The organism is Polaribacter sp., assembly GCF_965660385.1.
Classification (GTDB): Bacteria; Bacteroidota; Bacteroidia; order Flavobacteriales; family Flavobacteriaceae; genus Polaribacter.
Genome location: NZ_CBFHZT010000023.1, coordinates 42,389 through 55,232 on the forward strand (window position 1 = coordinate 42,389; position 12,844 = coordinate 55,232).

Sequence of the window (12,844 nt, forward strand, 5' to 3'; positions counted from 1 at the left end):
ATACGATATCAAGATAGGCGTTGTCAAGTGTTTAGCTATTTATATTTAAAGTTCATCAATTACAATACCAATTTGTTGCATATCATCCCAAAATTTTTGGTATGATTTTGTAACTACCTCTGCATTATTTATTTGAATCGGTACTTTTAATGCCAAAGGTGCAAAAGCCATTGCCATTCTATGATCGTTATACGTTTTTATGGCGATGTTTTTGTTGATGGTTGATGAAACTTTTAAATGTAGACTTTTATCAGTAACAGAAATTGATGCGCCTAATTTAGATAGTTCATCATCTAAAGCCACCAAACGATCAGTTTCTTTGATTTTTAAAGTATGTAAACCTGATAAATTACAAGGAATACCTTCAGCGAAACAAGTTACTGCAATGGTTTGTGCAATATCTGGTGCATTTTTTAAATTGATTTCCAAGGTTGATTTGGTTGTTAATCTTTCTTTTTTTAAAGTGATAAAATGATCACCAAAAGTAGTAGAAACACCAAAATGTTGGTAAATTTCTGCCAAGCAAGAATCGCCCTGTAAACTTTCTTTTTTATAGGCAGATAATTGAATGGTAGACCCAATTTCTGATAGCGCAATAATAGAATAAAAATAACTCGCAGAAGACCAGTCTGATTCTACAACAACAGTTTGTTTTGCTATGGAATTTTTAGGAAAAACCTTTATAAAATTACCTTTAAATGTATTGTCAATACCTAATTGCGTTAACAAACTTAAAGTCATATTTATATAAGGTACAGAAGTAATTTTACCAATTAATTCAATTTCTAAACCATTTTCTAATTTTGAAGCAATTAATAATAAAGAAGAAATATATTGGCTACTTACATTACCATTTATTTGTACTTTATCTTTAATTAATCTTGTTCCGTTCAAACAGATTGGAGGATAGCCCTCTTTGGCTTCATAGGTAATTTCTGCTCCCAAATCTTTTAGCGCATTTACCAAAATTTCAATAGGTCTGTTTTGCATTCTCTCTGAACCTGTCAAAACCGTTTTTCTACCAGCATTAACAGCAAAATAAGAAGTTAAAAATCGCATTGCTGTACCTGCATGACCAATATCTACTAACTCATCATTTGTAGAAAGTGCATGTTGCATGTGCACAGAATCATCTGAATCTGATAAATTTTCAATAGTAATTTCAGGAAAAAGTTTTTGTAAAATCAGCAATCTATTCGATTCGCTTTTAGAACCAGAGATTGTTATTTCTTGGTGTATTTTTTTATCCGATAAAACATTTAACAATATGTCCATTCTAAAACTTGATTTTAATTCTTATTTTTAATGCTCAAATTTATAACTAACCAACATGAAAAAATTCTTTTTTCTGGCAGTTTGCATCCTCTTTTCTGCAAATGCCAAAGTTAATGCACAAAAAAAATCTACCAAAGTTTCTGAAGAATATTTTAGCGCTGTAAAATGGCGAAATATTGGTCCTTTTCGAGGTGGAAGAAGTGCAGCTGTAACAGGTGTTGCAGGCAAAGCTAATCTTTTTTATATGGGTGCTACAGGAGGTGGTGTATGGAAAACTACAGATGCTGGTAATACATGGCAAAATATTTCTGACGGATTTTTTGGAGGTTCGGTAGGTGCTGTTGCAGTTTCAGAATCAGATAATAACGTATTATATGTTGGCATGGGCGAAAAAACCGTACGTGGAAATGTTTCATCTGGAGATGGAATTTGGAAATCTGTAAATGGCGGAAAATCTTGGAGACATATGGGTTTAAAAAACTCAAGACATATTCCAAGAATGAGAATTCATCCAAAAAATGCCGATGTTGTTTTTGCAGGAGTTATGGGAGATTTATACAAACCTACTCAAGAACGTGGCGTTTATAAAACTACAGATGGTGGTGAAACTTGGCGAAAAGTTTTATTTGCCAATGAAAATGCTGGAGTTGTAGATTTAATTATCGATCCTAATAATCCAAGAATTTTATATGCAACTACTTGGAATGTGCGCAGAACACCTTACAGTTTGTCTTCTGGTGGTGAGGGTTCTGCTCTATGGAAAAGTACAGATGAAGGTGAAACTTGGACAAATATTTCTACCAACAAAGGTTTACCTTCTGGTATTTGGGGAATTGCAGGAGTTACAGTTTCGCCAGTAAATTCTGATATTGTTTATGCTTTAATCGAAAATAAAAAAGGGGGCGTTTACAAATCTATTGATGCTGGTAAAACTTGGAATCTAATCAATTCTGAAAGGAAATTACGACAAAGAGCTTGGTATTACACGCGTTTGTATGCAGATACCCAAGATGAAGACATTTTATATGTTTTAAATGTACGTTATCACAAATCTACGGATGGTGGAAAAACCTACAAAACTTATAATGCGCCTCATGGAGATCATCACGATTTATGGATTGCTCCAGAAGATAATCAACGTATGATTATTGGTGATGATGGTGGAGCACAAATTTCTTTTGATGCTGGAGAAAATTGGAGTACTTATATGAATCAACCCACTTCGCAATTTTATAGGGTTACTACAGACAATCATTTTCCATATCGAATTTTAGCAGCACAACAAGATAATTCTACTGTGCGAATTGCCCATAGAAATGATGGAAGATTTATTACAGAATCTGATTGGGAAAGCACTGCTGGTGGTGAAAGTGCACATATTGCAGTAGATCCTTTAAATGATGATATTGTTTATGGTGGTAGTTATGGTGGATTATTAACTAGAGTAAATCATAAAACCAATGAAACTAGAGCAATAAATGTATGGCCAGATGATCCTATGGGCCATGGAGCTGAAGATTTTAAGTATCGTTTTCAATGGAATTTTCCAATTTTCTTTTCGCCAAATAACAAAAAACGATTGTATGCTGCATCAAATCATTTGCATGTAACTGAAAACGAAGGACAATCTTGGAAATTAATTAGTCCAGATTTAACAAGAAATGATCCTAAAACCTTAGGGCCATCAGGTGGCCCAATTACTAAAGACAATACAGGTGTAGAGTATTATGGCACTATTTTCGCAGCGACAGAATCTGCTTATGAACCTGGACTAATTTACACAGGCTCTGATGATGGATTAGTACATGTTTCTAAAAATAATGGTGAAAGTTGGGACAACATCACTCCTAAAAAAATGCCTGAATGGATGATGATTAACTGTATTGAAGTAGATCCTTTTACAAAAGGAGGTGCTTATATTGTTGGTACAAAATACAAATCTGGCGATTATCAACCTTACATCTATAAAACCGAAAACTATGGTAAATCTTGGAAATTAATAACCAACGGAATTGCTAATGAAGATTTTACAAGAGCTTTAAGAGCAGACCCAAAACGCAAAGGTTTGTTGTATGCAGGTACAGAAAAAGGCATGTATATTTCTTTTGATGATGGTGAAAATTGGCAATCTTTTCAACAAAATTTACCAATTGTGCCTATTACAGATTTGGCAATAAAAGATGACAATTTAATTGCAGCTACTCAAGGTCGTGCGCTTTGGATTATTGACGATTTAACTCCTTTACATCAGCTTAGTTCATCCACTTTAAAAGAAGACATCGTTTTATATCAACCAAAAGATGCTTACAATTTATCTGGTGGACGTGGAAGAACATCTAGAACTGCTGGAACCAATCATTCTGGTGGTGTTAACATGTACTATTATATTAAAGAAGTTGATAAAAAAGATACCATTGCCATTTCTATTTTTGATAAGAATAATAAGTTGATTAAAACATTCTCTACAAAACCAAATAAAGAGAATAAAGACGGCACTTTAAAGGTTGAAGATGGTAATAATATCTTTAATTGGAATATGATGTATGATGGTGCAGAATCTGTGAAAGGGATGATTTTATGGTGGGCTTCTTTGGCTGGCCCAATGGCTTTGCCTGGCACTTATAAGGCTGAGTTGCGTGTAAATGATGTAAAACAATCACAGAATTTCACGATTGTAAGAAACCCGATGTCTGAAGCTACTGAAAGTGATATGAAGGCTCAGTTTGATTTTATTAACGACATTAATAGTAAAATGACTGAAATTCATAAAGCTTTAAAAAATGTGAAGAAGGTTAGAAGTCAGGTTGATTTGTTAAAAAAATCAATTAAAGATAAAAAGAAACACAAAGATTTGCTTGATTTTGCAAATGCTTTGGTTAAAGAAATGACAACTATTGAAGAAACTTTATATCAAACAAAATCTAAAAGTGGACAAGATCCTTTGAATTTTCCAATTCGTTTGAATAACAAATTAGGCCATTTAAATTCATTGACTAGAATTGGCAATTATGCACCAACGCAACAAGCCATTGACTTTAAAATTGAAATTACAAAAGATATTGATGCTGAATTGGCGAAACTTTATGTACTCTTTGATAAAAATGTAAAAGAATTGAATCAAAAAGTAAAAGAAAGTACTATTAATTTAATTCAGTTAGATTGATTAAGATAATTTAATTAAATAAAAAAAGGCTGTCTAAAAAGTACTAAATTTTGTCATTTTAAGCATTACTGAAATCAAAATATATTTTGATAGAAAGTAGCTAGCGAAGCTAACAATGGAGCCGAAAAATCTATTCAACTATATTTCAGCAATTTAGATTTCTCCATAAATTCGAAATGACAGGTTTAAAAAACTTTTCAGACAGCTTTTTTTATTTCATATTCTTATTGGTCATATAGATCCCATAAACTAGACTTAAAAAAACTTTATAGCCCCAAAATGTAATCCATTTTCCGTTATTGAAATTCACTTCTGCGACTTTGGTAAAATCTCCTGCGAAAATTTCTCTCCAACTATTCATCAATAAAGAAATAATTGTGACGAAAATAAAAAATGGAATCGCAATTTTTACAGTGTTTTTCCAGAATTCCGTTTTTTGTATTTTTTTAAAAAAAGCCATTTTTTATAGATTTTATATGAGCTACAACTAACTATAATATGGAGCTATCATTACGTATATAATTACGCCTGTTACAGCTACATATAACCAAATTGGGAATGTTTTTTTAGCAATCTTTTTATGTCCTTCAAAATCGGTTAATTTAGCTTTCATATAGGTTAACAACACAAACGGAATTACAATTACAGACAATACAATATGTGATATTAAGATAAAGTAATATACGTATCTAATAATTCCTTCTCCTCCAAACTTTGTAGAATCCGATGTCATATGATATGCGATATACATCAACAAAAAAGCCAGCGAACAAGCAATTGCAGCTGTATTTAATTGCTCATGTAGTTTTCTATTTCCCTTTTTTATTGCCAATACAGCTGCTACCAATAAAACTGCTGTTAATCCGTTTATTGTGGCATAAATGGGTGGTAAAAATGTTAATGGCTTTACATCAAACCCTAATTTTCTTAAGTTAATCCCGAAAAGAGCAGCGACTGCTAATGGAATAATGATAGAAAGTGCAGTAATGATTTTTTTATACTTTTTTTCTTGTGCTAGATTTTGTGCTGAATTCATGTTCGTATTACTCATTTAACAACAGTTTAATATCTTCTTTTAATTCTTTTATTTGGTCTGGAAAATTATTATCCGCAATTGCGTTATAATAAATTAATGGATTGCCTTTATCGTCTTTTCTTGAGCGTAAAAAACCATTTTTATCAACTAAAGCAAAATATCCAGAGTGTTCAAAACCTCCGTGATTTTCATCGCCTTTGCCTGCATATAAGCTAAAACCTTTTTTTGCCAAGTCATAAACAAAGTTCTCAGTTCTGCCTGTTAATAAATGCCAATTCTTGTGCGTTATTCCTTTATTTTTAGCGTATTCTTTTAAAATCTTTGGAGAATCTATTTCTGGAGTTATAGAGATTGATGCAATTCCGAATTCTGGATTACCAAAAAAGGCATCTTGCAAAAGCAACATTTTATCTGTCATTATCGGACAAATTGATGGGCAGGTTGTAAAAAAGAATTCCACAACATAAACTTTACCTAAATAAGTTTCATTGGTAATGGTTTTACCTTCTTGATTTGTAAAACTAAATTCGGGTACTTTTCTGTTTTTAGAAGCGTCATTCACTTTTTTAATGAATACCAAACCATTATCTGCAAAACGATCAACTACTTTTGGCACTGTATAAATACCAAACAACAAAATAATAAAGGCAATACCTATGTAAGAATATTTTTTATTCATAATCCTACTTCTTTTCTATCTGCTTTGTTTTTGTTTTTATTCTTAAAGGCAGCATAATATTCGTAATACAACACTTTTACATCATCTTTAAGTTTTCCATTTAATTCAGCAACGGAGTTTAAATTGTAACCGTATAATTTGTTATTAGTCTTATCATCATTTAATCTACCGCGTAAGTTTAAGTTTTTATCTATTAAAAATGCTTTGGTTGATGTTAAATTAAGTAATGGTTCGTTGTAAGCAAAACTCTGATAAAAACTTTCAATTGCTGATGATGTACTTGGTACAAACTTCCATTTTTGCATATCTGTAAAAGCACCTATTTTTTCTTTAAGTTCATTTACATCTTCCTGTTTATCCTTTGGATAAATAGCAATAATTTGAAACTTTTTATAATCTAAAAACTTCTTATATATTTTTTCATTTAGGTTTAATACCCCAGAAGCCATAGATTGTACATCATTCCCTAGAAAGACAACAATGGATACATGCTCTTTTAGAGCAACACTATTTGATGCCTCTATATCTGCAATATCAGTTACATTTTGAGTAAGTATTGGCAGTTTTTTAAAATTATTTTCTCCAGTAGATAAAATTAAAAAACAGATTAGTGGAAATATAAACAACAAAAATAATACAACTCTTTTTTTAGTAAAAAAACGCATGTAATTATAAGTTTAGATTTTAAGATATTTTAACATTTTTGGCTATAAAAAAAGGTGGTTTAAAAACCACCTGATTTGTTAAATTACCATCTCACGAGTGGTGATAATGTTTCGTATAAATAATCACCTTCTATTAAAAGTAAGGTTACCAAGTAACAGATTAAGAAAATTGCTGTCCATACAACAGCACGTCTAAACCATTTTTTTTCACCTTCCATATGCATAAAAGCCCAAGTAATTCCGTAAGCTTTTGCCAAGGTTAAAATAATAAAAATCCAGTTTAAAGGGCTTGTTCCTAAAAAATTTGTTAGGTGAAGTGCTGCTGGTTTAAAAATACCTAAAGCAACTTCTACTATGGTTATTGCTGATAAAATCCAAAATACATTCCAGATTCTTTTTGTATGTGATTCGTGTGCGTGTGCCATTTTTTAACTATTTTTTCAATTATACTAAGTAGAAGAATGTGAATACAAATACCCAAACTAAATCTACAAAGTGCCAGTATAAACCTACTTTTTCTACCATTTCGTAATGTCCTCTTTTCTCATAAGTACCTAAGATTACATTAAAGAAAATAATAATATTAATTACAATACCAGAAAATACGTGAAAACCGTGGAAACCAGTAATAAAGAAAAAGAAATCTGCAAAAATTGTATTTCCATACTCGTTAACTTTTAAATTAGCTCCTTCAACCACCATTTTTCCTTTCGCTAATTCCTCAGCACCTTTAGCCCTAGATAAAATTACTTTTTGCTTTTTATCCATATCAATCTTTTCGCTTCTAATTTGAATTGATGGATTTGCTTGATAAGAAGCCATTATTTGAGCTACAGAATATTCAGGTACTTTTTCTCCACTTACCCACCAAAGTCCGTTTTTACGACTGTGCGTTTCTTTAGCATCCATTCGTTCTCCTGTAACAAAATCAGCCAGGGCAACTTGTTTAAATATAACTTCGCCATCAGCATTTAATACTTTTGCGCCACTTTCATCGAGTTTAGGAGTTGCAAATTGTAAAACTTTACCATCAGTAGTTTTTACTGCTCCATATGAGCCTTTGATAAAGGTATTCCACTCCCAAGCTTGAGAGCCAACAAAAATTAAACCTCCAATAATGGTAGCAAACATATACCAAGCTACTTTGTTCTTTTGCATTTTATGCCCTGCATCTACTGCCAATACCATTGTTACCGAAGAAAATATCAGTACAAATGTCATAAAAGCAACATAATACATTGGAAATTCGCCATGAATAAAAGGAATGTGTGTAAACACCTCATCTGCAATTGGCCAAGAATCAATAAATTTGAAACGAGTTAAACCATAAGCTGCTAAAAATCCTGAAAAGGTTAATGCATCAGAGAGGATAAAAAACCACATCATCATTTTACCATAACTTGCTCCAAATGGTCTTACTCCACCACCACTCCAAGTGTTTTTTCCGTCTGAAGGTATAGCAATATTTGCTTCCATAAATAATTTTAATTAGTATAAATCTTAAACGTTCGCCAAAAATAACTATTTTCTGTCACTTAATAAAAGAGAAAAAGAAAAATAGATAAATCCATAATATATCTACAAAATGCCAAAATATTGCGCCTAACTCAAAGCCAAGCAGATTATCTGGTTTGTATTTGTATTTAAAATGATTATAAATAACAACAAAAAGTACTACAATGCCTGCTAAAAGGTGTAAAACGTGCAAAAAGGTGATTCCTATAATGAACGATGTAGATACTGTACTGTTTGGCCCTGTAAAATATAAACCAATACTTTTTAGTTGATTAAAACCCACATATTGCTGCCAAACAAATGCTAATCCTAATACTAAGGTTGTTACTACTAATAATAAAGACAATTGTCTTTTAGCTTGTTTTAAAAATCTTTGTGATAAAAATAGAGTAATGCTACTGGCTACAATTAAAAAAGTACTTGTATAAAACGCTTGGGGCAAATCAAAAGCAACCCAATCGTCTCTTTTCATGCTAATTACGTACGCACTTGTAAGCCCTGCAAAAAACATAACCATACTAATCATAGAAACCCATAACATTGGTTTTGCCGATTTTTTCTTAGCTACAACATACTCTTGCCTTAATGCTTGTTCTTCAATCATCTTCTTTCTTCTTTAATGTAAAAATTTATCAACTACATAAACAATTTGCACAACTGTAATGTATAAAACACTGGCTAACATTAATTTTCTAGCATCTGTATTTTGCTCTGTTTTGTGCAATTTAAATCCGTAAAACAACATTATACCACCTAATAAAGCTACAATTACAGCTGTTAAAGGATAGATATAAAAATCACCAGATAATTTTAAAACTGGCGCTATTGAAACCAATATCATAACAAATGTGTAAAAGATAATCTGTTTTACTGCACCTTTATCTTTTGTATTCATTGGTAACATATTGTACCCTGCTTTCTGATACTCCTCAAACTGCAACCAACCAATAGCCCAAAAATGTGGGAATTGCCAAAAAAACTGAATCATAAATAAGAACCCTGCTTCAATACCAAAATTTCCTGTAGCTGCTACCCATCCTAACATAAACGGAATTGCTCCTGGAATGGCACCAACAAAAACGGTGAGTGGTGTTACCGATTTTAAAGGTGTATATACACTAGTGTAAATAAATATTGAAATGGCACCAAAAAAAGCTGTTTTAGGATTAATGCTGTATAATATGGCAATTCCTAAAACTGTAAACAACACAGCAACTGTCATCGCAAAATTAACCGTCATTCTGCCTGTTGGCAATGGCCTATTTTTAGTACGTTGCATTAACGCATCTGTATCTTTTTCTATAATTTGATTAAATGCATTTGAAGCACCAACCATAAAAAAGCCTCCTAAAGCCAATAATAATAATGTGCTGTAGTTAATAACATCTGCAGCCAACATATAACCTGCAACTGAAGAAAACACCACACTTGTAGATAACCCCACTTTAGTAAGCTGTTTAAAGTCAGATAAAAGCGTGTTCGTTGTTGTTTTGGTGTCTGTAATTACTGTTGAACTCATAATTTTGCAAAGATATTTGATAATTATCAATTTACCATACCTTTAACAAGGTTTTGTGAGATTTAAAGCATAAAAAAACCCACTCATAATATGAGTGGGAAAATTGCTATGAAAAAGAAAAAGTGTGACTTTAAAAAAGCCACGTGCAAATATATATATTTTTTTTAAATAAAAACAAAAAATATTTTTAGCTAATTAGTTTTTTAGAGTAAAAGTTGGTAAACCTCTGTATATTGGCTTTAAACTACCATAGGTTTTATTTAAAAAATATACATCTCCAAAATAAATATTTCCATCAATATTGTTTTCTTTCTTTAAAAACAAGGTGTCTTTCTTATAAAAATAAGTTCCTTTTTCTACACAAAAAGATCTAGGATCAATTGTTTTTAACTCAAAAGTATTGTCATTATACAAGTTAATTTCTAAAGATGCCTTTTCTTTTGAATAGCCTTGAAATCGTTGAACTTTATCTTTAAATAAATTTTTATCATGATATTGTAATGCATAATACAAACCCATAGAAAACAAGAATGTGATAATTAAGGGTGTAAAATTAAAAAACTCCTTAGTTAATGTTATATTATACAAGTTGTAAAAAGAAATTGAAATAAAAGCGATAATATACACTATAGTTAACCCACCAATAATTAGCAAATCTACATCTCCAAAACAATAATTTTCGGAATGAATTAACCTATAAAAAGGAAGGAATGCTAATACAATAAGTAAAATATATCTTTTTTTTACTCTTTTCATTATACCGCTTTTTCTTTTTTTCTTTTGATTAATAAATCTGCTATCGTTGGATTTTCTGGATAACTTTTTAGTTGTTGAAATTCATCGCCTACTTTTACAATACCCGTTTGTAAAACTTTAAAATACACCCCACACTTTGTAGTGTTCCAAAATTGTTTTACAATACTGATATCATTAAAACGAATACCCAATTTAAAACACGGACTTCTTTGTAATGTGGCTTCTATAATACTATCACCAACTTTAAAAGTATCACCAACATGTATTTTTGTTTCATCCATACTATCAATGGTAAGATTTTCTCCAAACATACCAAAATTCCAATCTAAATTTGGGTATTTAGGTTTCCAATACTCGTAATGTTTTAATGAATATGCATACACAGCTTGGTCAACACCTCCATGATATTTTCTGTCAGAAATTTCATCGCCTTTTACCTCTTCAACATCTAAAAAAATAGGATTTTGTGTTGGATATTTATAAATACCTGTAATTACCTTTTTCTTTTTCCAAAGAACTTCTTTTTTACCACCAATATTTGTAGATACAATTTTCATCAACTATTTTTTCGAGAATTTAGCTAAAGCTTTTTTTGTAAAATCAGACAAAACCAACTCACCAGAAATTTTTGCTCTTTCTAACAACAACTCATCCCAATTACTAGTATTTTGCCACAACACTTTTTTCATTTCTGCAATAGCTTGTGGATTGTAAGAAGCCAATTTATGTGCAAAAAGATCAACCTCTTCATCCAACTCTTTTATGGTTTCAAAAACCTTGGCATACAACCCTTTTTCTTTAGCCCAATATGCATTTTTCCAATTGGTAGCATCCAAAGTTAATTCAGCTGTAGCTGCCAAACCTATTTTTCTAGACACAGCTGGTTCTATTACAAAAGGCCCAATACCAATGGTTAATTCTGATAATTTGATTGATGCATGTTCTGTTGCCAAAACATAATCACATGCAGCAGCTAAACCTACTCCACCACCAACTGTTTTTCCTTGCACACGCCCAACAATTAGTTTACCACAAGTTCTCATTGCATTAATAACATTAGCAAAACCAGCAAAGAATTTTTTACCTTCTTCTAAGTTTGTAATGGCAACCAATTCATCAAAAGAAGCACCAGCACAAAATGCTCTTTCTCCTTCAGATTTTAAAACGATAACAGAAATGGCATCATTTTTTGAAATAACATGTAATTCTTTTGTGAAACGCGCTAACAATTCACTTGGAAAAGAGTTACTTGCAGGATGCCCAAATTCTAATGTAGCTATTGCTCCTTGAATATTTGTATATAAACTTCCATTTTGTCTTGAAGTAGTCATGCACATAAAGTTTTACCAAAAATAGGTTTTTATTGATAGAAAATCAATGAAATCTAAGTTAGTTATAAGGTTCGCTATTTATGTTTAATTTTCATTAACAAAATATAGATTGATGAAATTAAGGTTATAGCATTTGCAAAAATCATTGGCAAACTGTGCAAATACAATCCATAAATTAACCATAACAAAATACCTATTGAAAATACAATATACATTGATAATGAAATGGATTTTGTCTCCTTGGTTTTATACACTTTAATTACCTGAGGAAAAAAAGCTATGGTTGTTAAAATAGCCGCTAAAAAACCTAATACCTCAAAGTAATTCATGTATCATTTTTAACCAACAATGTTTACAATTTTTCCAGGTACTACAATTACTTTTTTAGGCGTTCTACCTTGTAATTGCGCTTGTGTTTTTTCATGAGCTAATACCGTTTTTTCAATTTCATCTTTCGATAAATCTAAAGAAAGTTCTAAGGTAAAACGCATTTTTCCGTTGAAAGAAATAGGATACACTTTGGTGCTTTCTATCAAATATTTTTCTTCAAATTTCGGAAAAGCAACCGTTGAAATACTTTCTTCATATCCTAACTGACTCCATAATTCTTCTGCAATATGTGGTGCATAAGGTGATAATAAAACCAATAAAGGTTCTAAAATGGCACGTTTATTACATTTTAAAGCAGACAATTCGTTTACAGCAATCATAAATGTTGATACTGACGTATTGAAAGAGAAATTTTCGATATCTTCTTCTACCTTTTTAATGGTTTTATGTAATGTTTTTAACTCATCTTTAGATGGATCTGCATCAGAAACTTCGAAGTTTTCTCCATTATAAAATAATTTATATAATTTCTTTAAGAAAGAATACACCCCAGAAATCCCTGATGTTTTCCAAGG

General features: G+C 31.2%; 15 protein-coding genes. 1 reads left to right on the forward strand and 14 read right to left on the reverse strand.

The genetic code is table 11. From position 1 onward, the window contains the following. Positions 1 to 45: 45 nt before the first annotated feature. Positions 46 to 1,275 (reverse strand): 3-phosphoshikimate 1-carboxyvinyltransferase, encoded by a 1,230-nt coding sequence (locus tag ACTG3V_RS08815; protein ID WP_439131796.1) that lies wholly within the window; start codon positions 1,273 to 1,275, stop codon positions 46 to 48. A gap of 55 nt (positions 1,276 to 1,330) precedes the next feature. On the opposite strand from ACTG3V_RS08815, the gene ACTG3V_RS08820 reads away from it, so the two are divergent. After that, on the forward strand, positions 1,331 to 4,438 hold the full coding sequence (locus ACTG3V_RS08820) for a WD40/YVTN/BNR-like repeat-containing protein (RefSeq protein ID WP_439131797.1): 3,108 nt from the start codon (positions 1,331 to 1,333) through the stop codon (positions 4,436 to 4,438). Between the two features lie 211 nt (positions 4,439 to 4,649). Here ACTG3V_RS08820 and ACTG3V_RS08825 read toward each other — a convergent pair whose 3' ends face one another. From ACTG3V_RS08825 to ACTG3V_RS08885, 13 genes are all read right to left on the reverse strand, one after another. Continuing rightward, positions 4,650 to 4,898 (reverse strand): hypothetical protein, encoded by a 249-nt coding sequence (locus ACTG3V_RS08825; protein ID WP_439131798.1) that lies wholly within the window; start codon positions 4,896 to 4,898, stop codon positions 4,650 to 4,652. A 27-nt stretch (positions 4,899 to 4,925) separates the two neighbouring features. After that, complete coding sequence (locus tag ACTG3V_RS08830) at positions 4,926 to 5,489, reverse strand: DUF420 domain-containing protein (protein ID WP_439131799.1); 564 nt, start codon at positions 5,487 to 5,489, stop codon at positions 4,926 to 4,928. Continuing rightward, the gene (locus tag ACTG3V_RS08835; protein WP_439131800.1) at positions 5,482 to 6,153 is read right to left on the reverse strand and encodes an SCO family protein; all 672 of its coding nucleotides are present in this window, start codon (positions 6,151 to 6,153) and stop codon (positions 5,482 to 5,484) included. The genes ACTG3V_RS08830 and ACTG3V_RS08835 overlap by 8 nt, the downstream gene beginning before the upstream one ends. Then, positions 6,150 to 6,818 (reverse strand): hypothetical protein, encoded by a 669-nt coding sequence (locus ACTG3V_RS08840; RefSeq protein ID WP_439131801.1) that lies wholly within the window; start codon positions 6,816 to 6,818, stop codon positions 6,150 to 6,152. Before ACTG3V_RS08840 ends, ACTG3V_RS08835 begins: the two co-directional genes overlap by 4 nt. 83 nt (positions 6,819 to 6,901) lie before the next feature. Then, positions 6,902 to 7,243, reverse strand: a complete 342-nt coding sequence (locus tag ACTG3V_RS08845; RefSeq protein ID WP_439131802.1) for a cytochrome C oxidase subunit IV family protein — start codon at positions 7,241 to 7,243, stop codon at positions 6,902 to 6,904. Between the two features lie 19 nt (positions 7,244 to 7,262). Next, the gene (locus ACTG3V_RS08850) at positions 7,263 to 8,294 is read right to left on the reverse strand and encodes a cytochrome c oxidase subunit 3 (protein ID WP_439131803.1); all 1,032 of its coding nucleotides are present in this window, start codon (positions 8,292 to 8,294) and stop codon (positions 7,263 to 7,265) included. A 55-nt stretch (positions 8,295 to 8,349) separates the two neighbouring features. Continuing rightward, positions 8,350 to 8,937, reverse strand: coding sequence for a cytochrome c oxidase subunit 3 (locus tag ACTG3V_RS08855; RefSeq protein WP_439131804.1), 588 nt, complete (start codon positions 8,935 to 8,937; stop codon positions 8,350 to 8,352). 12 nt (positions 8,938 to 8,949) lie between these two features. Continuing rightward, positions 8,950 to 9,852: a heme o synthase gene (gene cyoE / locus ACTG3V_RS08860; protein ID WP_439131805.1), complete on the reverse strand. Its 903-nt coding sequence runs from the start codon at positions 9,850 to 9,852 to the stop codon at positions 8,950 to 8,952. Between the two features lie 195 nt (positions 9,853 to 10,047). Then, positions 10,048 to 10,608, reverse strand: coding sequence for a hypothetical protein (locus tag ACTG3V_RS08865; RefSeq protein ID WP_439131806.1), 561 nt, complete (start codon positions 10,606 to 10,608; stop codon positions 10,048 to 10,050). Further along, the gene (locus tag ACTG3V_RS08870; RefSeq protein WP_439131807.1) at positions 10,608 to 11,165 is read right to left on the reverse strand and encodes an MOSC domain-containing protein; all 558 of its coding nucleotides are present in this window, start codon (positions 11,163 to 11,165) and stop codon (positions 10,608 to 10,610) included. Before ACTG3V_RS08870 ends, ACTG3V_RS08865 begins: the two co-directional genes overlap by 1 nt. A gap of 3 nt (positions 11,166 to 11,168) precedes the next feature. Next, on the reverse strand, positions 11,169 to 11,939 hold the full coding sequence (locus ACTG3V_RS08875; protein WP_439131808.1) for an enoyl-CoA hydratase/isomerase family protein: 771 nt from the start codon (positions 11,937 to 11,939) through the stop codon (positions 11,169 to 11,171). Positions 11,940 to 12,013: 74 nt separating this feature from the next. After that, the gene (locus ACTG3V_RS08880) at positions 12,014 to 12,268 is read right to left on the reverse strand and encodes a SemiSWEET transporter (protein WP_439131809.1); all 255 of its coding nucleotides are present in this window, start codon (positions 12,266 to 12,268) and stop codon (positions 12,014 to 12,016) included. 9 nt (positions 12,269 to 12,277) lie between these two features. Then, positions 12,278 to 12,844, reverse strand: a 567-nt coding sequence (locus ACTG3V_RS08885) for a class I tRNA ligase family protein (RefSeq protein WP_439131810.1), incomplete at its 5' end; no start/stop codon positions are given.

Excerpts from the sequence above, each read along its gene's own strand:
- ACTG3V_RS08815 (WP_439131796.1), bottom strand. The coding sequence starts at position 1,275 with ATGGACATATTGTTAAATGTTTTATCGGATAAAAAAATACACCAAGAA.
- ACTG3V_RS08820 (WP_439131797.1), top strand. The coding sequence starts at position 1,331 with ATGAAAAAATTCTTTTTTCTGGCAGTTTGCATCCTCTTTTCTGCAAAT.
- ACTG3V_RS08825 (WP_439131798.1), bottom strand. The coding sequence starts at position 4,898 with ATGGCTTTTTTTAAAAAAATACAAAAAACGGAATTCTGGAAAAACACT.
- ACTG3V_RS08830 (WP_439131799.1), bottom strand. The coding sequence starts at position 5,489 with ATGAGTAATACGAACATGAATTCAGCACAAAATCTAGCACAAGAAAAA.
- ACTG3V_RS08835 (WP_439131800.1), bottom strand. The coding sequence starts at position 6,153 with ATGAATAAAAAATATTCTTACATAGGTATTGCCTTTATTATTTTGTTG.
- ACTG3V_RS08840 (WP_439131801.1), bottom strand. The coding sequence starts at position 6,818 with ATGCGTTTTTTTACTAAAAAAAGAGTTGTATTATTTTTGTTGTTTATA.
- ACTG3V_RS08845 (WP_439131802.1), bottom strand. The coding sequence starts at position 7,243 with ATGGCACACGCACACGAATCACATACAAAAAGAATCTGGAATGTATTT.
- ACTG3V_RS08850 (WP_439131803.1), bottom strand. The coding sequence starts at position 8,294 with ATGGAAGCAAATATTGCTATACCTTCAGACGGAAAAAACACTTGGAGT.
- ACTG3V_RS08855 (WP_439131804.1), bottom strand. The coding sequence starts at position 8,937 with ATGATTGAAGAACAAGCATTAAGGCAAGAGTATGTTGTAGCTAAGAAA.
- cyoE (WP_439131805.1), bottom strand. The coding sequence starts at position 9,852 with ATGAGTTCAACAGTAATTACAGACACCAAAACAACAACGAACACGCTT.
- ACTG3V_RS08865 (WP_439131806.1), bottom strand. The coding sequence starts at position 10,608 with ATGAAAAGAGTAAAAAAAAGATATATTTTACTTATTGTATTAGCATTC.
- ACTG3V_RS08870 (WP_439131807.1), bottom strand. The coding sequence starts at position 11,165 with ATGAAAATTGTATCTACAAATATTGGTGGTAAAAAAGAAGTTCTTTGG.
- ACTG3V_RS08875 (WP_439131808.1), bottom strand. The coding sequence starts at position 11,939 with ATGACTACTTCAAGACAAAATGGAAGTTTATATACAAATATTCAAGGA.
- ACTG3V_RS08880 (WP_439131809.1), bottom strand. The coding sequence starts at position 12,268 with ATGAATTACTTTGAGGTATTAGGTTTTTTAGCGGCTATTTTAACAACC.